The sequence below is a fragment of the Sphingobacterium bambusae genome, from assembly GCF_033955345.1.
In the GTDB taxonomy this organism is placed as follows: domain Bacteria; phylum Bacteroidota; class Bacteroidia; order Sphingobacteriales; family Sphingobacteriaceae; genus Sphingobacterium; species Sphingobacterium bambusae.
Genome location: NZ_CP138332.1, coordinates 4,788,838 through 4,812,778, shown reverse-complemented (window position 1 = coordinate 4,812,778; position 23,941 = coordinate 4,788,838). Strand labels below are relative to the sequence as shown.

Here is a 23,941-nt window from a genome sequence, read left to right as displayed (position 1 = left end):
TATCCCGCATTACATTTAGACCAACACATCTTTTTGTGTTCTATTTTTTAATAGGAGGAAAAATTCCCTGTCCCATACAGGGAATTTTCCTTTTTTGGTCGTTGCGTTTCTGTAAAACCGACGGGTCAATGGAGATTGACAAGCATTCGATGTTCAGGCGTTGCCTTGCCTGCTCAGGGATGTTAAGCGATGATGCTTGCTTTTCCATAAAAAAACAAATACCTTAGAAGTGAAATCAATCCAAGGAAAACAACGGTGTTTTCTTCATCAACTACGTAAAAAATCTATTTATGAAAAAATTAGTAGCCCTCGTATTTATTTTGAGCAGTGTTATCGCTCAGGCGCAGCACAAAGAGACCCGCAAAGTCGGCTCGTTCAAAGGTGTCGCCGTGTCGAGCTCCATCGAAGCAACCTATGTACATTCCAACCGCAACGAGGTTGTGCTAGACGCGGAAGATGCCGATCACTTGAAAAAACTAGAAACGGTTGTTGAGGGAGGTGTCCTAGTGATCGGGTATCGATCAAATAGCAATATACGAACTCGGCGAGCAAATCGGGTGACCATCTACAGTACATCATCGTCCTTGCAACGGATAAAAGTAACATCGAGTGCATCCTTGCGTGTAGAAGCGCCGTTAAAAGCGTCGAAAATCAGCATCGATGTAAACTCATCGGGCAAGCTTTTTGTAGCCGATCTTGTGACGGAAGTTGCTGAGCTTGATGCTAGTTCGTCGGGACGTTTCGATGCTAAAATCACAGCGGATGCTTTGACGGTGGAAGCTTCTAGCTCAGCGAAGCTGAATTTGATGGGCTCGGCAAAATCTGCTACCATAGATATCAGTTCGTCAGCACAGGTAAATATGGCGGAATTTAAAATAAAAAATGCCGTTGTGGACGCGAGTTCATCTGCGCAAGCTACCGTTCAAGTGAGTGACAAATTAGTGGCCGATGCCTCTTCTTCCGGTAAAATCACCTATATCGGCAAGCCTGCAAGTGTACAAACCGACAAATCATCTGGCGGCCAAGTTACGGCGCGATAGGCGATCTTTTTACACGGAAAGTTCAGGCACTTTCCGTGTAAAAACTGTTTTTCCTCTCCGAACTATTTTACCAACCGATACCGTAATCTTCTCCATTATTGCTACTGCCGCCCCACAACGTACCGTGCTTTTCATCAAAGAAAATGGCATTAATGGGACCGCTAGTACGATCACCAAATTGAATCGTGTAGCCCATACCTTTTAATTGGTCTGCAATAGACTTCTCCACACGCTTATCCAACAAGAGGCTTCCAGCCCTTGGTTTCCGGTCGTCAAACTTACCACCTCCTAGTGATAACCACAGTTGGTTACTATTGATATTTGGAGCTTCTGCAGCTTCTTGTACCGACATACCAAATTCGACAACGTTAAGAAAGAACTGCAAGAGGTTTTGATCTTGCGTATCACCACCTTGCACCGCGAACGACAAGAAAGGTTTGCCATCTTGTAAAGCCAATGACGGTGTCAAGGTTACGCGTGGACGTTTGCCAGGCGTCAGCACATTGAAAGGACTAATTAGGGAATCCAGCACAAAACTCTGCAAGCGTTGACTCATCCCTACCCCCGTGTTGCCAGCAATGCAGGCGGGCAACCAACCGCCGCTGGGCGTAATGGATACTACCCATCCTTCCGCATCAGCAGCTTCGACGCTAGTCGTTCCGCGAAGTAAGCGATCTAGGTAGCTACTGTCGACTGGAAGCGATGATAAGCTTTGGGCGTTCTCGTTTTCGAGGTATCCCAAAGTAGGCTGTGCATCATGTTTAGGAACAAAATCCTTTATCCCTGTACCGGCGGTATCCAAAAGTGCAGCACGTTTCTTCAACAAATTAGTAAACGGATTTTTACGATTTTCAAATGGGTAAGGATCACCTGGCGCGGCAAAAGGATTATTTTTTGTCGGGTCGATCTCCAATGCGCGCGCTTTAGCATAAGCGTCGCTCAACAAACCCTGCATTGGGGCCTTCGGCTTAAAGTAAGGATCACCATAGTAAAAGTCACGATCGGCAAAGGCCAAATTCATAGTTTGGTAAAGGGTGTGTATATAGGCGGCAGAATTATATCCCATTCCTTTCAAGTCGAAGTGTTTGAGTATATTCAAACTCTGCAATAAGGCAGGTCCCTGCGTCCATTCCTGCAGCTTGTAAACATCTATGCCCTTATAATTGACGTGTAGCGGCTCCTCTTCGATAGGCTTCCAATTGGCGAGATCCGCTTTACTGATCAAACCTCCCTGTTCTTGGCTGCCGCGCACAAATTCATCGGCGATATCACCACGATAAAAGCGATCGTTAGCGGCCATGATCGCTGTTTTACGATCTTTTCCCTCTTTTAGCGCCTCCCGTTCTGCTTCAACCATTTTCAGCAGTGTGCTGCGCAGATTTTCCTGTACGAAAAGTTCGCCGGCTTCCGGGGCTTCGCGAGATTCGCCTGCATGCACCAAAAAAACCTCCTTGCTGTAGGGCCACTGCTTTATTTTATCTTTACCACGCTCTATACTATTTGCCGTTTGCGCATCAATGGGATACCCTGCGGCCATATCAATCGCCGGCTGCAACACTTCTGCCAAGCTTTTGGTACCATAATGCGCTAACATATGGCATAATCCGCCGGGAGTTCCGGGCGTTACCGCCGCTAGCGGGCCATACTCTGGAGGAAACGTATAGCCTTTGGATTTAAAGAAATCTACAGTAGCGCCACTAGGCGCTACGCCTAGCGCGTTGATGGCGATCACTTTCTTTAGCTTTGGGTGGTAAATGAGCGCCTGTGTTTCTCCTCCCCAACTCAACACATCCCACATGGTGCAGGTGGCAGCCAGCATCGCACAGGCTGCGTCTACGGCATTCCCACCTTGCTGAAAAATAGCCGCGCCGGCAGTTGCTGCCAGCGGCTTTCCCGTGATAGCCATCCATTTTTTGCCATGTAGCGGAGGCTTTTGTGTACGTTGTGCAAAAACATTTGGTAACAATGCAAAAAAACAACAAGTAAATAATACGAAAGGGCGTAGAAAAGCTGGAGAATAGCGCATAAATGATATATTTTCACCTAATATAACCCATAATAGCCGAAATAAAAACATAAATACGATGAAGAAATAGATATTTCGAAAATCGCGCGACACCTACATGTATTGATTCTTTACAGCTCCAACTACTACCCACTTGGTTCCATCGGCTACAAGTTGTCCAATAAAACAAACACATAGACAATAAGATAAGCTATGCACTGACGTTATTTGCAGACAAAACATGACGCGACAAATATGTTATGCAAAGAAGTAAATACCGCGTGTAGCCTTAGAAAACGTTTCTATCGGTGATGAAAACAATAAATTTCGCACGATTAGTAAATTAAGTGCGATTTTTTTATATATTAGTTCCTGCTAACATGATCTATAAACCGATGCACTTCTGTGGTCTTTTCAAGACAACATACTAAGGTAGTTCGGCAAAAAAATAAGTATAAATAGAAAATGATTGTGTTACTATTCGCGAATGCGCGATTTGTGGCACAGAATTAGTATAGATACTATCAATCTTTAAATTTAAATATAATGAACAAAGCAGACTTGATCAAGCATATTGCCAGCGAGGCTGGAATTACGCAGTCACAGGCAGAGAAAGCCGTTAACAGTTTTACTGGTGCAGTATCTTCTGCACTATCTCAAGGAGACTCTGTAACGTTAATTGGATTTGGAACATTTGGTGTTTCTGACCGTGCTGCCCGCAATGGAAGAAATCCACAAACGGGAGCTACCATCAAGATCGCAGCGAAGAAATTACCAAAATTCACTGCAGGTAAAGCGTTGAAAGAAGCTGTTGATGCTCCTAAAAAAGGAAAGAAAAAGTAAGTATAAAAAATAAAGGGAGCTTTTGCTCCCTTTATTTTTTATAGAGCTGCCAAAGTGGCCTTTATGGTATCCTTCAACGGCGTGGTAGGTCTTCCCAATAATGTAGAAAGTTCTTTGCCACTGTCAAACAAATCGTCTTTAGCGGCGCTGGCATCCCATCCGGCTATAGCATGAGCAAATGCATCAGGCACGCCAAAAGTTTTTAAAACTTCAGCATACTCTTGCTCCGGAAAGTCCGTGTATGGAATTTCCTTCTCTTGTTGTTTGCTAAGCTCGGCCGCTAGATCGCCTAATGTATAGGCGTCGTCACCTGCCAACTCATAAGTTTTTCCTTGTTGATTTTCGCTAGTCAAGACAATTGCCGCTGCTTCCGCGAAATCCAAACGGGAAGCAGACGAAATCTTTCCTTCAGCAGCACTACCAATAAAGGCTCCTGCTGCCAACGATCCAGAGATAGACCCTGTATAGTTTTCCGTGTACCAACCGTTGCGCAAGATAGTATAGGCTACACCTGAATTTTTCAATGCTTCTTCAGTTGCCAAATGCTCTGGTGCCAAACTTAAGGTAGAACGATCTGCATGCAGCAAACTGGTGTAAAGAATATGCTTAACCCCGGCTTCCTTCGCTGCAGCGATGACATGTTCATGCTGCGTTTTACGTTGGCCTATTTCATTTCCAGAAATCAATAAGAGTTGATCGATTCCCTCCAGTGCCGAAGCCAATGCCGAAGGCTTATTGTAGTCGAATGTTCTCGCCTCTACGCCTAAGCCGGAAGCTTTCACCGTATCTCTGACCAACGCAACAATGTTCGCTGCCGCTGTTCTTTCTTTTAATTGTTCAACAACCAATTGTCCTAGTTGACCAGTTGCTCCTGTAATACCTGTTTTCATGTTTTCTATTAATTATATTTGAAATTTGACTTTATATGTAATAACTATTGTTACATTTAATTAGAAAAAAAATGCTATTCGAACTGCTGCGAAAAATCACGCAACGTTTTGCCCGCCAAAAAGTGCTTCAACAACCTATCCGTTTCGACAAAAAGATCATCTAATTTTTCATTGATCTGCTTACCTACCGGACATAGGGGATTTGTATGCTGGTTTTTCCGTCCCAATACTTCCGCGTTACGTACCGCATCATAAATCGTATCCAATGAAATATCTACGCTCTCCTTTGCCAACATCGATCCTCCCTCCTTACCTTTGCGACTGATCACTAAGCCCGCTTCCTGAAGCGCACCTAGCTCCTTCCTCACGACAACAGGATTGACGTTAATGCTTCCCGCTATCCACTCCGAAGTCAACCAGACCTGTGGATTATGATCCAAAAGTGTCAATATATGTATGGCCGTTGCAAAGCGTGTATTGTTCATCTCGATACAAAGGTAAGAATCCTCTTTAATGTAACAACTTTTATTACATTATATTTTATAGAACTGATGTCTTTAGACATTCGTTTGACAAAATCAGCACCGCTTAGATAATCTGTTTTAGATGAGCTGGTTTTTGATTACACTATATTCCCTTATGGGCTTGCTGCTAGTGCATCAAGCCCATAAGGGAATTATCCTGCTTTAATATCCCGGATTTTGCGGTACATCCGCCTCATTGATATCAATAGCAGACTGTGGAATCGGCCGATAAATTTTATCTTGCCCATCAATGCCACGAAACGCTTCATCGAGGCCTGCTTTCTTGATATCATAATTATACAGACCACAGAACTCCTTGAGCTTTCCGGTGCGACGCAGCTCCGGCCAGCGCAGATACTCACCGATAAACTCTTTTGCACTTTCTATGAGGTATGCGTCCAAGGCAGCGCTTTGGCTAGCAGCAGTAGCAATATTGCGTAAAGGTGCGAGGCTTGTATTGTCCTTTGCATTTCCCGGTCTTGCCAAGACGCGGTTCACATAGTCGGCTGCTGTTACGAAGTCATTTAATCCGATGCTAGCCTCTGCATAGAGGAAGTAACTCTCCGCTTTGCGAGCGAGCACAATATCGCGAATGCTTGCATTGGTATTAAAAACTTGCCGTGTGCTTGGGCTATCGAACTTTTTGATGACAGGCGTACTCATATCGATCTGATAGGCTGCGCGATAGGCCTCTTCGTTTCCTTTAAAAGGATAATATCTAAAATTAGTTGGGATCTGATGTTCTTTTCCCTGCACCCAAGCCAAAGAATCGGCTCTGCTGTACTCGCGACCCCATACCCTTGGATAGTAAGCCCGAATCGGGATCTGGCTTTTATCCTTATTGTTATCATAGTAATCAAAATACTGGTCGTAGATCGTAAGCATAAAGGTAGCTTCGTAACGCGCATCATTTTCGAGGTAGTAGTTATGGAAGCTCCACGATGGAATAAATGCAGATGTCATGTATTTGTGATTGAGCTCTGCTCCTCCTAGATAGGGACCGAACAGCGATTGCTGATTATTGCCCCCATCAGTATTGGGGATGGACTCTATATCATATTGTACAGCAAAAAGGATTTCATCGTTCATCTCATTCGTCGGTGACCAAAGCTGCTCATAGGGAATACTAATGCTGTACCCATCGATCGCTGCTGTAGCATACTGCTTTGCTCGTTCAAAATCCGCATTATCCTTGAGGTCCCATGCTCTGGTCAGATACATCTTGGCAAGATAATGATTAGCAGCAGCTTTGCTTGCACGGCTTCGATCAGTACCTAAATCAGGTAACGCGGCTTCCATATCTGCAATGGCGAAGGCGTACGATTCCGCAAGCGAAGCGCGAGGAAGGCTTAACCGCGGTCCATCCAAGGTAACTTCATCGTTGATGACGATGCCCCCAAACTGCTCGATGAGTAGAAAGTGGTAAAGACTACGTAGAAAGCGAAATTCGGCCATCCACGCTTTTTTTCGATTTTCATCCACTTCCACAATATTATTGTAATGTATACCAACGTTCGCTGTTTGAATGCCGTTGTAGCAATTGCTATAGAAGGTTTGTACATCTGGATTATCGGCATATAACTGGGTATATTCCATCAATGCTCGGTTGCCCAGTTCGCGATTCATTTGGTAGGTATCCGTACCTGCCAAGGAAAGCCAAGGTGTGCTCCGAAACGTCGTACGCAAGGAGCTGTATGCAGCCGTCACAATGGAATTATAACCGGCTTCAGTACGATAGAACTCATCATTGCTGATTCCACCCCTATTATCTTCATCCAAAAATTTGGCACATCCTGTCATGGACAAGCCGCCAATAAATAATATATAGATCAGTATTCTCATGGTATCAGGTGCTTTTAAAATCGGATATTAACCCCGAGTTGATAGGTGATATTTGTTGGTCCGTTTCCCTCGGCTAGCGCTGTTGTAGCGTATTCAGGATCCCACCCTTGGTATTTGGTAAAGACCAGTGGGTTCAAGATATTGGCGTAAATACGAAACTGGGACATCTTCCACTTCGTTATCAGGTCACTGGGCAAGCTGTAGCCCAGCACAACGTTTCTCAGTTTGATAAATGAAGCATCGGTATAACGTCCGTTATTACCATAAAATGGCCCTTTGTTTTGAGGATGTGGATACTGCGCATCTTCATTTCCTGCTCCGCTCGTTCCCCAAACCGCTTTTGGACTACCGTCTGGATGGGTGTCCCAATTGTTCCAATCATATCTAGGAACACCGGGCGGAATATAGTAATCATAATTAATCTTAGGTCGTCCACGTTGCGCGTTATTGGGTCCAAACTCATCTAAGAAAGCATCGCTCACAAACATCCCCTGCCGTGTGTAGAAATTAAAGGAAAAATCCCAATTTTTATAGCGTAGGTTACTGGTCACGCTACCTATCCACTGCGGATCAGGGGACCCTAAGATTGTACGGTCATCTGAATTTATCGTGCCATTTCCATCGGTATCAGCGGCGATGGCCTGTCCCGGTTGCTGCCCTAACCTAGCGGCTTCTTCCGCTTGATCCATCCGCCACAGGCCAATAATGCGATAATCGTAGATCACATTTATCGGTTGACCGATAAAGCGCGCTTCCCCTGGCCTGTCTTCCTTTTTGCCATACAGGCTACGGATGGCATTCTTATTACGCGAAAACATAAACGAAGTGGTCCATTCCCAGTTCTCGTTTCTTACGTTGGCCGTTTGCAGCCCAAGCTCCACGCCTCTGTTATTGACCGAGCCAATATTGTCAATCATATAATCTACCCCCGATTCGATCGTCAACGTTCGTTGCATTAATAGCCCATCAGACAATTTATCATACCACTCCAGATTTCCCCTTAAACGGTTGTTGAATAAGCTAAAATCCAATCCAACGTTGAGCTCACGTGTTTTCTCCCAAGTAATATTTTGATTGACAGGTCTGCCAGGCGCAAAACCGGAAGCCAGCTGGCCGTTGTAATCATACCAAACCAGCGAGCCCGTCTGCGGTGTTTGCTGGGCACCAAATGCACCGATACCATTATTGTTTCCCGAATAGCCAAGGCTTACCCGTGCCTTAAGGTCGTTTATGGCCGATATATTCATAAACTTCTCTTCAGAAATACGCCAGGCGAAGGCCGCAGACGGAAAGGCTGCCCACTTATCTTTAAGCTTCGAGCTGCCGTCATACCTCACTGTTCCGGTCAACAGATAACGCCCTTTGAAATCGTAGTTCGCACGAGCAGCAAAAGACAACAGGCTCGTTTCGGTGTAGGAGGAATTGGAATTTCCCCGCACAAGTGCTCCACTGAAAAGGTTATACCACCATGACGGATAAGGCAGGTCGTTAGTCTGCGCCTGAATACCTTCAAAACGGGTTTTGTATGCACTTTGTATGAGGGACACATCGATTTTATGATCGTCCCCGAAATGGGTATTGTAATTTACCACATTATCCCAGGTCCACTCTAGCGACTCCTCATTGTTTTGAAAGGCCACATCCTGGTTACGTTGCCCTGGCACCACCCCATAGTATTGCCCAATGCGCGTCCTATTAAAACGTGGCAAAAAGGAACTGCGGATCGACAAATTTTTTAAAGGACGTAATTCGGCAAAGACACTGGATAGAATATCATATTGGCGAATTTCTTCTGTTCCGCTGTTGATTTCGTTTAGCGGATTGGGTGAACTTGTAAAATTCCCCACTCCCTGTATCGCAGTAGCAATGCCGGGTTGAGCGATCAGGTTTCCATCATCGTCATAAGCATATAGAATGTTCGGCATACGCAAGATATCGCGATAACCAAATTCGCTACCGAAATTATTGATCCCATGTACAAAATTTATGCTTGCACCTGTGCTAAGCAGATCAGAAATACGATGCTCTACAGAAAGTTTCAAGGTGTACCGTTCCAAATTTTCCTTGATAAAGTTTCCTTCTTCCTGTTGGTAGCCTACACCTAAGTTATAGGTCATTTTCTCTGATGCACCGCCTATGCCGATATAATGGTTTTGCTGTTTACCTTGCTTTGTTCCCAGCCCCAACCAGTCTTCGTACTGCTCATTATAAAGACGGGATTCTAGCAAGGGGCTATTCTGCAAGATGGTTGCCGGTGTGGGCAGCCCATATTGACCGTTTGCATAGGTGTAAAATGCAGAAGTACGGAAATCAATCCATTCCCTACCATCCATAAAATCGGGAATACGCGCCAGTTGCCGTATACCATAGAAACCATCGTAGGTTACCGTGGTACGTGTCGCACCGGGCTTACCGGCATTCTTTGTTTTCACGATAACAACCCCGTTTGATCCGCGAGAACCATAGATCGCCGTTGAGGAAGCGTCTTTCAGCACATCAATCTGTTCGATATCCGCTGGGTTCAGAAAATCGATGTTGGAGGTTGCTATGCCATCCACGATATAAAGCGGATTTCCAGCCTGCATGGAGTTCTGTCCGCGTATCAGAATATTGAACGACCCGCCCGGCCTTGTCGATGTGCTACTAATATCAACACCTGGCACCGTACCTTGTAGCGCGGCCATCGCAGATGTCGTTCCTCGTGCCTGCAGTTCTTTGCCCTGCACCGAACCGACAGCCCCCGTCAAGTCGGTTTTCTTGACAGAACCATAACCCACAGCGACAACCTCTTCGAGCGCGATTTCGCCGTCGGCGCTCATCGTTACGGTCAATGACGGTTCCTTGTTCACCGCCACATCTTTTGATTTGTAGCCGATTAAACTAAAGTGCAGTTGCACCGTTCCTGTAGTTGGGATAGATAAGCTGAAACGACCATCAAGTTCGCTTATCGCGGCGACATCTTGATTTCCTACGCGGATACTGACGCCCGCCAATCCGTCACCACCAATTTCATCTACAACGCGTCCCTTCAATTCCCTGGTTTGTGCCACAGCAAAACCGCCGTAAAACAACATGGCAAAAAAGATCAAAAATTTTCTCATATGACTTCCTTTAAATTGATTAGCTAAACGATGCTGTAAATCCGCTTTCAGACTAACGTTGACTGCCGTAATGCAATGAAAAAACGAGTAGAAAATGATGGATTACGCACATAATTATCGTCTTCTGTTTATAAATGAAAGTATGCACAAAGTCCAAGGGAGTTGGCGTACTTTTGATTAGCAATGCTCAATGTAATGAACTTATTGGCCGATTGTGGGGGATTGGCCATAAAAAACTACGCAATCGTTGCCGGTAACGATTGCAAAAAAAGTACGGCATGCCGCTGTTCGACTAGAGACCTGCCAAAAATCGCTATATCAGTTGTTCAGGTAGTTCAGAAATTTTTTATTAGGGTTTGCTCAGCAATTGCCGAACTAGGTAATTAGCCACTTTGATCTCTTCCCTCAACGCGTCGTATAGACGGGAATCCTTGACAAGCATCTCCAAGTCTTTTTCTGCATCCACGATTAGTTTCGCGAGCTTAAATAAGCCAGCTGTTGCCGTTGTGCCACGTAGCTTATGCAGTATCCCTTTCAATAGCACAAGATCAGCTTCCTGGTATGCGCTATCGAGCTTAGCCTCACTTTGCTGAAGCTCCTGCATCACTAAGCGCAGAAAAAAAATCCTAAATTCCACATCATCGCCGACCTGTTCATCCAACGTTTGCCTATCCAGATGATGCTCTTCGAGGATGTCCTGTTGCCAATCGGCATCCGTCTGCTTGATAAACTTTTTGAGAACAGCATGCAAATCTCTTAAACGAACGGGTTTGGGCAAAAAGTCCGACATGCCGGCATCCAAGCACTTTTCTCGCTCCCCTAGCACATTGCCCGCCGTAACGGCAATGATGGGAATCGTCTGGTATCCAGGTAGCCTCCGTATTTTGCGCGTAGCTTCAATTCCATCAACTTCTGGCATCTGCACGTCCATCAAAATCAGATCAAATACGTTTTGCTGCTCGCAGGCGCCAATAGCCTGAAGGCCATTTGCGGCTTCGATAAGGGTGGCTTGGGGCAGCAATTCCTGCATCATTTTGATGTTCAGCGCCATATTTACCGGATTATCATCGGCTATTAATATCATCAACTTATCCATAGACAATGTCGAATCGCTGTTTTCCAGATTACGCTCTTGGGGTTCCTTCACCATCTGTTGTGTAGCACGTTGCAACATCGCATACAATTCCTGAGATTTTATAGGTTTTAACAAGCAAAAGGGTGGTTCTTCGCTACGAAGTGCAGCCATCACTTCCTCCTCCTCGGAGGAGGTATGCAATACAATTAAGGGGGTAGTGTCGCCCCGGGAAAGAAACAGATCTTTAATTTTTGCGACGGTCTCAACGCCTGACAAAAATGGCATATGGTAATCCATCAGCACCACGTCGAAGTGCTCGCCTTGTGCAAGGATAGCTAAAGCCTCCACGCCATTGGTCGCCTGCTGTGAATCAATATTGCGATAGGCCAACATGTGCTCCATGATGATCCTATTGTTTTCGTTATCATCGACAATGAGTACACGCTTTATCGGCAGATCTTCAACTATCGATTCCGCTGAAGACTCATAGGGAACGTTGATGTCAAAAGCGAACGTCGCGCCCTTTCCCACTTCGCTCTCTAAAGAAAGCGCACTGTCCATATATCGCAAGATGGTGTTGGAAATAGTCAGTCCCAAGCCCGTTCCGCCATACTTCTTGCTAACGGAACTATCTTCCTGTGTAAAGGCATCAAAAATACGTTGTTGCTTATCCTGTGAAATGCCTATGCCCGTATCCCTTACCGAAAATCGGAGTGTTATCTCTTTATCATGGGCAGCGAGCTTCTCCACTTTCAGTTCTATTTCGCCTTGTTCCGTAAATTTAACTGCATTGCCAAGGAGATTGATCAACACTTGCTTGGTGCGTACTTCATCGATATAGATGCTAGTCGGCAATCCCGGCTCAATATTTAAAAGCAATTCGAGATCTTTTCGCTGTGCTTGGTAGAGCACCACGTTGATCACCTGATTTCCTAACTCGTACAGGTCGCAACGATCGATAAACAGCTCGAGCTTCCCTGCTTCAATTTTAGAAAAATCTAAAATGTCGTTGATGATATTCAGCAGGCTATTACCGGATTCATTGATATAGTGTAGATACTGTTTCTGCACCTCATTAAGCGGCGTTTTCAACAGCAGATCAGAGAAGCCAATGACGCCATTCAACGGAGTTCGTATTTCATGGCTCATATTAGCTAAGAATTCCGATTTTGCTTTGCTCGCTAAATCGGCCAACTCCTTTGCCGTCTTTAGTTCTTCGTTGGCCCGCACATTATCGGTGATGTTTTGCACCAAGATGATGACCCCTCCAATTTGACCATCCGCCATGTGCCAAGGCCGTACCTCCCAATTAAAATGCTGTGCCTCGGCAAGTGTGCCCATAACAATCAGCTGATCCGTATTTTTGTAAGCTTTGCCCTGCAGTGCTTCATCATAGATTTTACGTCGCTCTTCCGGAACATTCTTGAAGGTGTTATACAAATTCTTTCCGAGCACGTTCTTTCCTTGCTGATGGAATTCGTTTACCCATTGCCGGCTGACGGAAACAAAGTTCATCTCCCGATCGAACATAGCCGCTGAGGCAGGGACATAGTCGACAAAAGATTGCAACATCGCCTCCTGCCGTTCCAATTCGAGATAGGTATTTTTACTTACGTCTATGTCCTGAATAATACCAAAGACACGACGACAGCGACCATCTTCCCATTCTGGAATACCTTTAACACGCACCCAAATTACCGTGCCGTCCTGTTTTCTTAACCGAAGCTCCTCATCGTAAGGCTGGCCGTCCTGCACCGCCTTTTCAAACAGGTATCGTATCCGATCTTGACTATCGTTTTCAAAGAAAAAAACCGCACTATCGAAGTCGGGTTTATATTGCTTGTCTACGCCGTGAATGTCTTTGCAAGACTCCGACCAATAGACCAGGTTCTTCTTTAAATCCACCTCCCATCCGCCAACTCTCGCGACCGCATTGGTTTGCTCCAGTATTTTCTTGGTATAAAGCAAATCCCGCTCCAGCTGAATTCTGTCGGTCATGTTGATGGCGGTACTCATTACGACTGGCTTTCCATCACCATCCGTTTCCAGCATATTTTGGTACAACCAATGTACCTCCTGACCATCTTTGCTCAAGAGCACCATCATCCCAGAATCTTCACCTACCTCAGCAATACGCTGTAAATATTGATTTAATAAAGGGCGATGCGCCGTTGGCACAATCTCTTGTAGTTTTAATTGCTTGACCTCCTCTTCGCTATACAAGAGAAGGTTACGACCTTTTTCGTTAACGGCTAGAATATTGCCCTGCAAATCGTGCACGCTCATCAGACCGATAGCATTTTCGAAAAAATTTCGAAAACGACGCTCTGAATGTTCCAGTTTCAATTTCTCGTCGAGTTCGTTGGTCACATTACGACCAAAACCGAATATCTCTTGGCTAGCTTCATGATATTTAAGGTACCAGTCGATCGACACAATGCTGCCGTCTTTCTTTTTTGTGGTGCTAGTAAACGATACGGCATGCCGTTCTTCATGTACGCTAGAAAGAATGCTATCCACCGTGCGTTCATCTTTTTGCAGTACCGACGAAAACGACCTATGCAGCACATCTTCTTTCGCTAACCCGAACCCCTCTTCGAAGGCCGGATTAACATCTTTCAAATGATAGGTTTCATCGATCACGCAAATGATATTCTTGGTAAGGGTAAAGATTTCGGCATAGTAACCGGCTTGTATCCTTCTTTTTTTAGCCAATAACATCTTGGTGATAGCTTTTGCAAGCTTCTCTAACGAATCTATTTGCTTTTCATCCAGTTTTTTCGGTTTATAATCAATCACACACAAGGTTCCCAAGGCATAGCCATCATCATCCAATAAGGGGACGCCCGCATAAAATCGGATGTTTCCTTCCCGTATCAAGGGGTTGTCTGCTGTGCGCGCGTCCGTATCGGTATCTTCGATAACCAACACCTCATTGCTCAATATCGTGTATTGGCACGCCGTATAGCGACGCTCTACAACATCTAAAGCAAGGCCGATACAACTTTGTATGATCTGGGTGTCCTTCTCCATCATCGCAATCAATGATATCGGACAATCCGTAATGAGACTTGCTGCCTGTGCAAAGACATCCAAATCCGGATCTTTCTCCAGTCCCAATAAATCGTATGCAGCAAGCCTTGCCAACCTTTCGTGCTCGTTAGCAGGCAGCGGGTACTTTTTCATAAGCCGTCATCATAAGTAGACTTGGTCGTTAACTGTCGTGAAGTTAACAAAAAGCAAAATCACAACCTAACATTTCTGATAATTTAGCGACCAAGCCTATTCGCTGACGATAGCACTAAAATGTCAAATCCACAACGACGGGAAAATGATCAGAGGGCATACGCACTGTATAATCTTTGAAAGATAGTTCTTTTGGAAAATCACCTTTTTTTATCTCCCTATCTTCGCTTTTCGGACTTCTATAGCTATCCGTCAACACGGCATATTTCATGACCTTTACGTTCTTCGTTACAAACACATGGTCTATGCGACTTTTGGTAAATAGATTTGCATCAAATGCATTGAAGGTACCATTCCAAGCGTAACGAAAGGCAGCAGCGGCATAACTATCATTCAAGAAGGTAGATCCAGCTAGTATCTGATACATGGGGTTTTCCTGATCCACGTTAAAATCTCCCGTTAGTATCGCGATTTCATCAGCTTTCACGAATTGCTGCATCTTCTTAAGCACCAATTTGCAGCTTTCTTCTCGGGCTTTGGTGCCTACATGATCCATATGCAGGTTAAAATACCAAAAGCGCTTTTTCGTTAGCTTGTCTTCAAGCTCCAACCAGGTGCATATGCGTGGCAATGCCGCATCCCATCCTTTAGACGGTTTCTCCGGCGTTGCCGACAACCAAAAAACGCCATTAGCCAATGCCTTGAAGCGATCTTTCTTATAGAAGATCGGCGCATATTCACCTTTGGTAAGCCCATCATCTCGACCAACGCCGACATGCGCATATACCGTTCCTAGTGTAGAGTCCAATTGCAACAACTGATGGTGCAGCACTTCCTGCGCACCAAACACATCGAAATCTATATGGCGAATAATGGAGCTGATGACGGGAAGACGATTGGGCCAACCATTTCCATGCTGCCGGTCGCCCTCGTTGTCGTAACGGATATTATAGCTTCCTACCCGTAGTTCCTGCGCCTGTAAGGCGACCATGCCCAATAACATCGTCGAGAGGAAGAATTTCAAAAACATAGTTTTCATCGTATCTATTTTCATGATGTATTTTCTTAGATTAATTAGCTAGCAGTTCATTACTGAACGAATAAGGCGCATCTTCTTTCTTCGTGCCCCGCTTGTAATTTGGCTTTTGCGACATATCAAATTGCAACTTCGCTCCAGCCTTTAAATCCTTAATCCGCAAAAAATTATGCGTATAAAGTTTACGATTCAAGGAGAGTGACGATACATAAACGGCGTCTTCCGTTTGATTTTTAGCTGTTATCTCGATCTTTTTACCATTCTCCAAGAGCACGGTGGCCTTATTAAATAGTGGCGATCCAATGACATATTCTCCAGCACCCGGCGATACGGGATAAAATCCTAGCGCTGAAAAAACATACCAAGCCGAGGTTTGTCCGTTATCTTCGTCACCGCAGTATCCATCTGGAGTTGCGGAGTACAGGCGATCCATGATCTGTCGGGTCCAGTACTGGGCTTTCCAAGGTGCTGCCGCGTAATTATAGAGGAACGGCATATGTTGAATAGGCTGATTTCCGTGTGCATATTGCCCCATATTCATCACCTGCATTTCACGCATCTCATGAATCATACTACGGCTTTTCATGCCCTCCATACTCGGGATGGTGAAGACCGTATCCAACATATGAACAAATGCTTCTTTGCTGCCCATCAAGTCAATCAGCCCCTGCGGATCATGGAACACACAAAAGCTCCAATGCCAAGCATTTCCCTCCGTATACTCTCTTGTCCAGCCGCTAGGATCAAAGGATGTAATAGGCTGACCTGCCGCATTCTTCGCACGCATCAGGCGCGTCTGCGGATCATACAAATTCTTGTAGTTGAAAGCGCGCTGTTTATAGGTTTCCAACTCGGCTGCCGGCCTACCCAATGCCTTTCCAAATTGGTAGATGCACCAATCGTCATAGGCATACTCCAACGTACGCGCTACATTTTGATTAATATCTTCTCCAAACGGGATGTACCCTAATTTGTTATACCAGTTGTATCCTGCTCTACCCGTAGAGGAATTAGTAGGATGCACATTATTTGCGCCATGCTGTACAGCTTCCCATAACACTTGCGCATCATAGCCTTTAAGTCCCTGCAGATAAGCATCTGCCACGATCGATGCGGAGTTATTACCAATCATGGAAGCTCGGTGACCGGGGCTGGCCCATTCGGGCAGAAAGCCACTTTCTTTGTATGCATTTACCAACCCTTCCTGCATATGCTCGTTCATCGACGGATAAAGCAGGTTGAGCAAAGGAAAAAGGCTTCGGAAGGTATCCCAAAATCCGGTATCGGTGAACATATAGCCGGGCAATACCTGTCCGTTGTAAGGACTGTAGTGTACCCGGTTTCCTGCAGCGTCGATTTCCGAAATATCGCGCGGAAACAAGGTCGCCCGGTAGAGGCAAGAATAGAATGTACGCAGCAATTCGGGACGGTCATCCTCAATTTGAATACGGCCAAGCACTTTGTTCCACTCGTCACGTCCTTCCTCTGCTGTCTGATCAAACGATTTGTTCTTCACTTCCTGCAGATTCAAGGCCGCCTGCTCATGGCTAATAAACGAGGAGGCCACTTTCACCTGCACTTGCTCTCCTTTTTTTGTAGAAAACCCCACGATGGCACCGGCATGATTAGCTTTTAGCGCTAAGGCTTGCTTGCGTTCGACGCCATTCTCCATCAACATGGTAGACGTGAAAGCTTTATCAAACTCGATCACAAAATAGTTCTTGAAGTTTTCGGGAGCACCACCACTATTTTTTGTGGAATAACCGATGATCTTGTTCTCTTCAGGAATCACCTTTACGTAAGATCCCTTGTCGAGCGCATCGATCACCACAAAAGCGCTGTCGCTCTTGGGAAAGGTAAGTCGAAAAATTGCTGCGCGGGAAGATGGCGTAATTTCCGTCAGCACGTCGTGATCAGCAAGGTATACGCTATAATAATAAGGCTTTGCCTGCTCGCCCTTGTGCGAAAACCAACTCGCGCGCTCGTTTTCGTCAAACTTAGCCTTGCCGATACCCGGCATCAAGGCAAATTGGCCGTAATCGTTGTTCCACGGGCTAGGTTGATGAGTCTGCTTAAATCCTCGGATCTTATCTGCAGTGTAGGTGTAGATCCAGCCATCGCCCATTTTTCCAGTTTGAGGCGTCCAAAAATGCATACCCCAAGGGCGTGCAATGGCGGGGTAAGTATTCCCATGAGAAAGCTCATACTTCGACAGCGTACCTACCGAGGGATCTGCATAATCAACAGGAGTTCTCTGTTGACCAGATGCAGGCGATAAAAGCGCCACAAAAGCAAAGATAATAAGGAACCAATTTTTCATAAAACAACGCATATGTGTATCGAAACTCTGTTAGTGCTCCTTACCAAATAAATAATTGCTTAAACGGTTTAGAATAGGTAAATAGAGCACGATAAAGGTAGCATATTCGTTTTAGCTCCTTGTGCGATGAGGCTTATTTTTTTGTAAAAAAAGTAATACGTAAGGCAATAAGGAAGTATTTTTCGTTGCGCTATCACATCATACGGAGTCGGCGCATCAAGTGCAGCCCGCCGATACCGATCGATATATAGGGGTAGCCGCGTTGCTGTGTGGGCAACAGGTCATAGCCCGCGCGCACATTGCACAACAAACCATATTCAAAATAAAGATGGGGGCTAAAACGTAGTTGATTGGAGTAACCTTTATTAAAATCGAAAAGATAGCCCGCACTTGCCCCGGCGCCAAGCAGATAGTTACTGTTTGCATTATCCAATAGGTAATAGTGGAATGTGGCTTGCGGACTTAATCCAGAAGGAGCCTTTCGGTTGTTTGTCGTGTAATCTATACCAAGCATCACTTCGTAGGGCTTGTAACGATCCAATACAAAAGGATAGTTAAACAAAAACTGGAACATGCCCTTCTCCTGTTGTTTATATCCTAAATTTATAATTTGGGATTTTGCTGCCACCATGCTAAGCAGCATCAAGAGTAACGATACGTATATGTTTTTATTCATTTTCATCCTCCTTGTTTTACTGTAGCAAAGATAAGGCAATGTAACATGCTACAGCATCCCCTATAATGGGGATTTTTAACAAAAAGAAAGCAGCTCCCCAATGAAGGAAAGCTGCTGACATTATTGTTGAACAACAGGCAACGAATGACTAGCGCAGGTGTTTACTGTAGAATCCCATCATGGCTTTGTAGAACTCGATCTGGTTTTCTTCTTTACCAAATCCATGTCCTTCATCATATTTAACCATGTAAGGTACGTCCACGCCCTTCTCGCGCAATGCTTTTACAATTTGATCCGCCTCCGCGATTTTCACGCGTGGATCGTTTGCACCCTGCACAACAAACAGGGGTGCCTTAATTTTATCGATATGAAACAATGGCGACACTTCTTTTGCTATGGCCGCCTCATCTTCCTTATCAAGGTCATACCAAATTTCATACAGCATCTCTTTGTAAGGCTTCCAATACTCCGGAATAGAGCTCATCAACGTAAAGATATTGGATACACCCACGTAATCGACGCCCGCTTTGTATAGATCTGGGGTTTTCGTCAAACCACGCAATACAGCATATCCACCATGGCTGGCTCCATAGATCGCAATATTGCTTTTATCTGCCCAGCCCTGATCGATTACATATTGCACGCCATCTTCCACATCGTCCATGGCCTTCCGCCCGATTTGCTTAAAGCCAGCACGTAAAAATTCCTTTCCGTAGCCTCCAGATACGCGGAAGTTAACTTGCAAAGTCGCGTATCCGCGGCTGGCAAACAACTGTGTTTCCGGATTAAATCCCCAGCTATCGCGAATCCCTTGTGGTCCGCCATGCGGATTGACGATCAGGGGCACCTTCTTACCTTCCAACGCCGCCTTAGGAAGCGTGATATAACCGTGAAGCGTCAATCCATCACGCGACTTGAACGTGATTGGACGCACCTCCGCCATATCGTCTTCCTTCAACTGCGGCATTAAATCGACTAACAAGGTCGCCTTGCCACTTTTCGCATCGTAATGGTAATAACGACCATATAATTTATCACTCTGTACGACCACCAATAGCTGATCTTCATTATCCGTCCTTCCGGCAATGCTAAATTCATAGCCCTTAAATTGGCTTTCCAAGTTTTTGTAGATTTTCTTGAAGGTATCGCTTATCGGATTGATCACGACCTTTTCGCCTTCGTAGCCTACAAAATCAATCTCCCAATTGCGTTTTCTAGATAATGAAATCAGGTTTGCATCATATTCTTCATTGGAATAGATTTCTTTTAAGATCTTCTTGTTTTTAAGATCATAAAGCACGATACGCGTTTTGTCCGAATCTAGATTGGTCAGGACATAAGCTTCATCCCGATTTTTCGACGCATAGTTAAACGAAACCACACTGAAGGTCTCATCCCACTTTGTGGTATGAAAGAGTTCAAAGGTCGTCGCGCCGGCTGGTTTATAGAAAAACTGGGTATTGATCCCGTTCAGCATTTTTGCGTAGCCGCGAAGCACACCATCCTTGTCAAATTCGTAGCCCACAATGGCGTTTGCAGCATCTTCGTTGGTGAACAACTTCTCCATCTCACCGGTGTGAATATTGACCTTATACGGTTCGAATACCTGCTTGTTATCTTTATTCATCTGAATGATGATAAAGTCCTTCTGCTCTTTCAGCATATTTAGGATCGAGGCCTGTACATCGTCAAATGGCGTAAGATCGATATTGTTGCTACCGTCAATATTAATGGCGTAGAGGTGATAATTTTCATTCCCCCCTTGATCCATCACATAAACCAAACGCTCGTCGTTAATCCAACCCATGCCACGGACAAGCTCATCCTTCTCCTCGATGGCACGCACCACTTTTCCCGTAGCCACCTCTTTGACCATCACATGGCGCTTATTCTTCTCATCCTTCTCGCGGTAAGAGATGTACTTACCATTGGGAGACAATTGAAAACCTGAAGTCTTCGGCTTGGCAAAGTAATCCTCGACCCTGTACTTAAAAGTACCTTGATCCAAGGCTATCAAATCGGCTAATTGCTGTTTTGTTGACACCAAGGTCGTGTCTCCTGGTTTCGTAACGACGGTTTTCTCCAAGACTAACGGAAGTTCCATCCCGCCTTGGCTGTAGGTGCCCGTAATTTTGTTACCCTCTAGCGCACCGCTATATTTGATTCCTGCTTGTTCGATCGCAAACGTCAATGCTGGGGTTTCAAACGTTACAGCCGTTAGCGGAATTCCTGCTGCGCCTTGCAGAGGTACGTCCATCGAGCCTGCTAAAGCTCCATCTGCTTCCGTAAAATGAAAAATAATCTCGACGGCGGTACCTTGAACATCTAGCGTACCTTTCCAATCTCCTTTGATTTGTGCAATTGTATTTGACATTCCCAAAACTACAAATACAATCGAATAAAGAATCTGCTTCATCATTAATTCAGTTGTTTGCAGTATATGTCGCCAACGATATAGAAATGTTACAATCGATAATAAAAAAAATAAAAAATCGTGATTACGAAATTTGCAATGATTAATAATTTATAAACATAAATAACTATATTTCTAAAAGTTAACAATATCTATATAATCTAATAAATAAACAATATTCAGTACGCAGTAGCGCTTTAAAACGACGCGAACGCTTTAGCGAGAGCAAAACAGCATGGGGAAAGCATCTGTCCTTGTGGAGCATAAAGTTGCCGTATTTCATCCTGAACAAATCCTCTTATGTATTCCATCGTCCCTAGCAAACAAGCGTTGTTTTCAACAAATTTAAAACAATAGGTAATCGAATGTTTTATACTGAAAAATAGAAAGTTATAGGAACACCAAAACAATAAAGATAAAATTCTATCCACATCCCTTAGCACGAGTTCCCGTTAAAAACAGGCTCAATAAAAAAGCCCCTCTTTCGTGCGTGTTTACAACAAACACGAAAGAGGGGCTTCTCTGATCTAGTTTCTTTCAGACCGTTACCTACTCGGCATTTCAAACGATGGTGGCGGCGCCTGTGCTCCCCAACTACGATTTGGCTTATCCCCCATTTCTAGCACGAGCTCTCCTCCAGCGATAAGATCCTTGTGATGTATCCAAGAGGAGTTCCATACTTTTCCATTGAGTGTAGCAGACTGTATGTACTTGTTCTGTTTTGAAAAGTTTGTTGCTTTAACGCGGAACACTTTTCCGTTGGACAATTTAACACTTGTTTCCTCAAAGAAAGGACTACCAATAGTGTAACTTGGCAAACCGGGTGTCACCGGGTAAAATCCAGCCATGGAAAAGACCACAAAGGCCGACATACCTCCACCGTCCTCATCGCCAGGAACGCCCATCAGGTCGTTTCTGAACCATTGCCCGATAAGGTCGTGAATACGTTTTTGGCTCATCCAAGGCTGCCCTGCATAAGCATAAAGATACGGCACATGCAAACTAGGCTCATTGGCCATAGAAAACTGACCTACATTGCCCGTATGATCTGGCAACTGACTGTAGAAGTCAAATTTACTTTTGCCCAACGGCTCCCTAAATGTTTGATTTAGATTCTTAATAAACAACTCCTTACCACCCATCAGCGAAATCAAATCGGCAACATTGTGCGGTACATCCCAACGATATACCCAGCCATTATTTTCGCCATAGTATTCCCGGGCACCTTGGCCACCTGCATAACGATAATCGAACGGCTCAATAAACCGTCCATCCTTATCTTTCGGATGAAAGAAGCCCGTCTTTTCGTTGTAAAGATTGCGATAGTTGGTAGCATGTTGCAAAAACAACGCTGCATCAGCTTTCTTGTTCAGTGCCGTCGCCAATTGCCCCAAGGCCCATTCATCATAGGCTGTTCCCAGCGTAACCGCCACAGGTTGGCGTTTTTCAAAACCATGCACCTCGAGCACCGTTTCCTTCTCTCCTGCCTGCAAGGCCGGAATGTAGCCCTTTTCTTTATAGAACTGATCTAACCATCCGGCGGGTGCAGCCGACCATGGCGCTAAGGTTTTCTCCTGTACCGCCTTCTTTCCACTTTCATAGGCTTTCTCTACATCAAAGGTGCGTAGTCCTTTCACATAGGCATCGGCAATGGTTACCACGCCATGGTTGGAATTCATACGGCGAGAGTCTCCGGTAATCTCCGGAAAGGTAGGCATCCAAAAATGATCCATCTGTTCCGACATCCGGATAAATGAATTCAAGATATTAGATTCCGTGGGTTCGTCGATCAACAAACGTAGCGGATGCGTTGCACGGTAGGTATCCCAAATCCAATCGTCGGTAAAAAAAGGCTTCTTGTCTTCGTGTACTTGACCATCAAATGCACTAAAGTAGCGACCATCTTCAGAGATATTCACAGGTCTTTCAAAACAACGGTATAGCGATGTATAAAACAACACTTTATCATCTTCAACAGGCGTTTTTACTACAACAGAAGAAAGTGCTTTTTCCCATACAGCACGACCAGTATCCGCTACTTTTTGGAGATCAAAATCACGTATTTCACGCATCAGGTTTTGCTTTGCCTGTTCGGTACTTATAAACGAAATGCCGTATCGGAAATGAACCTTAGGTATATTTGCGGCAAATTGAAAAGCTGCCGCGACCTCCTTACCTGCAGCCTTCTTTTTATTTTTATCGATGCCCTGATTAACGAGTACACCCGCTTCAATTGGAGCCGTGTCAAACTCTCCATAGAGATACACGACGGTATTGTTTTGTAAGCGTTGAGAAGCAAAAACTTCCTTGCCCTGTACTTCTACCGTTCCCGAGAGCGTATTAAAAATCAAGGAGCGTACCCCCTTATCGTTAAATGTCAAAGCATATATTGCCGACTGATGCGAGGGAGCGAAAGCCACGTCGATCTGTTCATCCAACAAGGACACTTCGTAGTAATAAGGCTTGATGACCTCGTTGTCGTAGCTGTAGCGATAGACTGGTTGTAGCTCTTTATTGCTTTTACCTTGCACGGCGCTGAGGTTGAAAGCCGAGCGACCACGGTGGCTCGTTACCACCAACGGCAAGCCCTTGATCTCGTCGCCGGTAAAGTCTCCGCGTTCGGGATACACGCGCAGCATACTGTTCGGCAAGTGTACCGTGGGGAAAGTGGGTACAAGCAGGTGGCTGATATTACCCATATAGGGGTTCACGTAATCGACCGCAGATTTTGTGGTCTGCGCAGAGACCGTGACTTCTCCCGCGTGAAAGACACACATCACACTGAGAAGGCTTAGGATTTTCTTCATGTTTTTATCATCTGTTGAGCCCACAAGATAAAAAATAAATGGCCCTTGCCGGAGCAAAGAGCCATTTATAGCTGAAAAATTACCAAGAAATAGAAGCAGACGGCTTTTTTCAAAATATTTAGCCCGAGCATCTGCTAAAACTATTTATCATTCCAATAATAAATTTTTAAAAGAAGCAAACAG

General features: G+C 44.9%; 13 protein-coding genes. 2 read left to right on the top strand and 11 right to left on the bottom strand.

All coding sequences use genetic code 11. The features are described from left to right. The first annotated feature begins 290 nt into the window (after positions 1–290). Positions 291–1,040: a head GIN domain-containing protein gene (locus SCB77_RS19920; RefSeq protein ID WP_320183759.1), complete on the top strand. Its 750-nt coding sequence runs from the start codon at positions 291–293 to the stop codon at positions 1,038–1,040. A gap of 67 nt (positions 1,041–1,107) precedes the next feature. On the opposite strand, the gene SCB77_RS19915 is transcribed toward SCB77_RS19920, so the two are convergent. Further along, positions 1,108–2,946, bottom strand: coding sequence for a gamma-glutamyltransferase family protein (locus tag SCB77_RS19915; protein WP_320183758.1), 1,839 nt, complete (start codon positions 2,944–2,946; stop codon positions 1,108–1,110). 645 nt (positions 2,947–3,591) lie between these two features. On the opposite strand from SCB77_RS19915, the gene SCB77_RS19910 reads away from it, so the two are divergent. Next, the gene (locus tag SCB77_RS19910) at positions 3,592–3,888 is read left to right on the top strand and encodes an HU family DNA-binding protein (RefSeq protein ID WP_380936949.1); all 297 of its coding nucleotides are present in this window, start codon (positions 3,592–3,594) and stop codon (positions 3,886–3,888) included. Between the two features lie 38 nt (positions 3,889–3,926). Here the strand turns inward: SCB77_RS19910 and SCB77_RS19905 are convergent, their stop codons facing one another. The 10 genes from SCB77_RS19905 to SCB77_RS19860 form a co-directional block, all read right to left on the bottom strand. Beyond that, a complete protein-coding gene (locus tag SCB77_RS19905) occupies positions 3,927–4,778 on the bottom strand; it encodes an SDR family oxidoreductase (RefSeq protein WP_320183757.1) in 852 nt (283 codons plus the stop codon). 74 nt (positions 4,779–4,852) lie between these two features. Continuing rightward, entirely contained in the window at positions 4,853–5,263 is a 411-nt protein-coding gene (locus SCB77_RS19900) for an Rrf2 family transcriptional regulator (RefSeq protein ID WP_320183756.1), read from the bottom strand. A 201-nt stretch (positions 5,264–5,464) separates the two neighbouring features. Further along, positions 5,465–7,144: a RagB/SusD family nutrient uptake outer membrane protein gene (locus SCB77_RS19895; protein ID WP_320183755.1), complete on the bottom strand. Its 1,680-nt coding sequence runs from the start codon at positions 7,142–7,144 to the stop codon at positions 5,465–5,467. Positions 7,145–7,158: 14 nt separating this feature from the next. Continuing rightward, positions 7,159–10,245 carry a SusC/RagA family TonB-linked outer membrane protein gene (locus SCB77_RS19890; protein ID WP_320183754.1) on the bottom strand — a complete coding sequence of 1,029 codons (3,087 nt, stop codon included), beginning with the start codon at positions 10,243–10,245 and terminating at the stop codon, positions 7,159–7,161. A gap of 349 nt (positions 10,246–10,594) precedes the next feature. Continuing rightward, a complete protein-coding gene (locus tag SCB77_RS19885) occupies positions 10,595–14,506 on the bottom strand; it encodes a PAS domain S-box protein (protein ID WP_320183753.1) in 3,912 nt (1,303 codons plus the stop codon). 115 nt (positions 14,507–14,621) lie between these two features. After that, on the bottom strand, positions 14,622–15,560 hold the full coding sequence (locus SCB77_RS19880; RefSeq protein WP_320183752.1) for an endonuclease/exonuclease/phosphatase family protein: 939 nt from the start codon (positions 15,558–15,560) through the stop codon (positions 14,622–14,624). A 16-nt stretch (positions 15,561–15,576) separates the two neighbouring features. Beyond that, complete coding sequence (locus tag SCB77_RS19875; protein ID WP_320183751.1) at positions 15,577–17,862, bottom strand: GH92 family glycosyl hydrolase; 2,286 nt, start codon at positions 17,860–17,862, stop codon at positions 15,577–15,579. Between the two features lie 193 nt (positions 17,863–18,055). Continuing rightward, positions 18,056–18,538 carry a hypothetical protein gene (locus SCB77_RS19870; RefSeq protein WP_320183750.1) on the bottom strand — a complete coding sequence of 161 codons (483 nt, stop codon included), beginning with the start codon at positions 18,536–18,538 and terminating at the stop codon, positions 18,056–18,058. 148 nt (positions 18,539–18,686) lie between these two features. Beyond that, entirely contained in the window at positions 18,687–20,912 is a 2,226-nt protein-coding gene (locus SCB77_RS19865; protein WP_320183749.1) for an alpha/beta hydrolase family protein, read from the bottom strand. Positions 20,913–21,496: 584 nt separating this feature from the next. Further along, on the bottom strand, positions 21,497–23,758 hold the full coding sequence (locus SCB77_RS19860; RefSeq protein WP_320183748.1) for a GH92 family glycosyl hydrolase: 2,262 nt from the start codon (positions 23,756–23,758) through the stop codon (positions 21,497–21,499). Between the last annotated feature and the right edge of the window lie 183 nt (positions 23,759–23,941).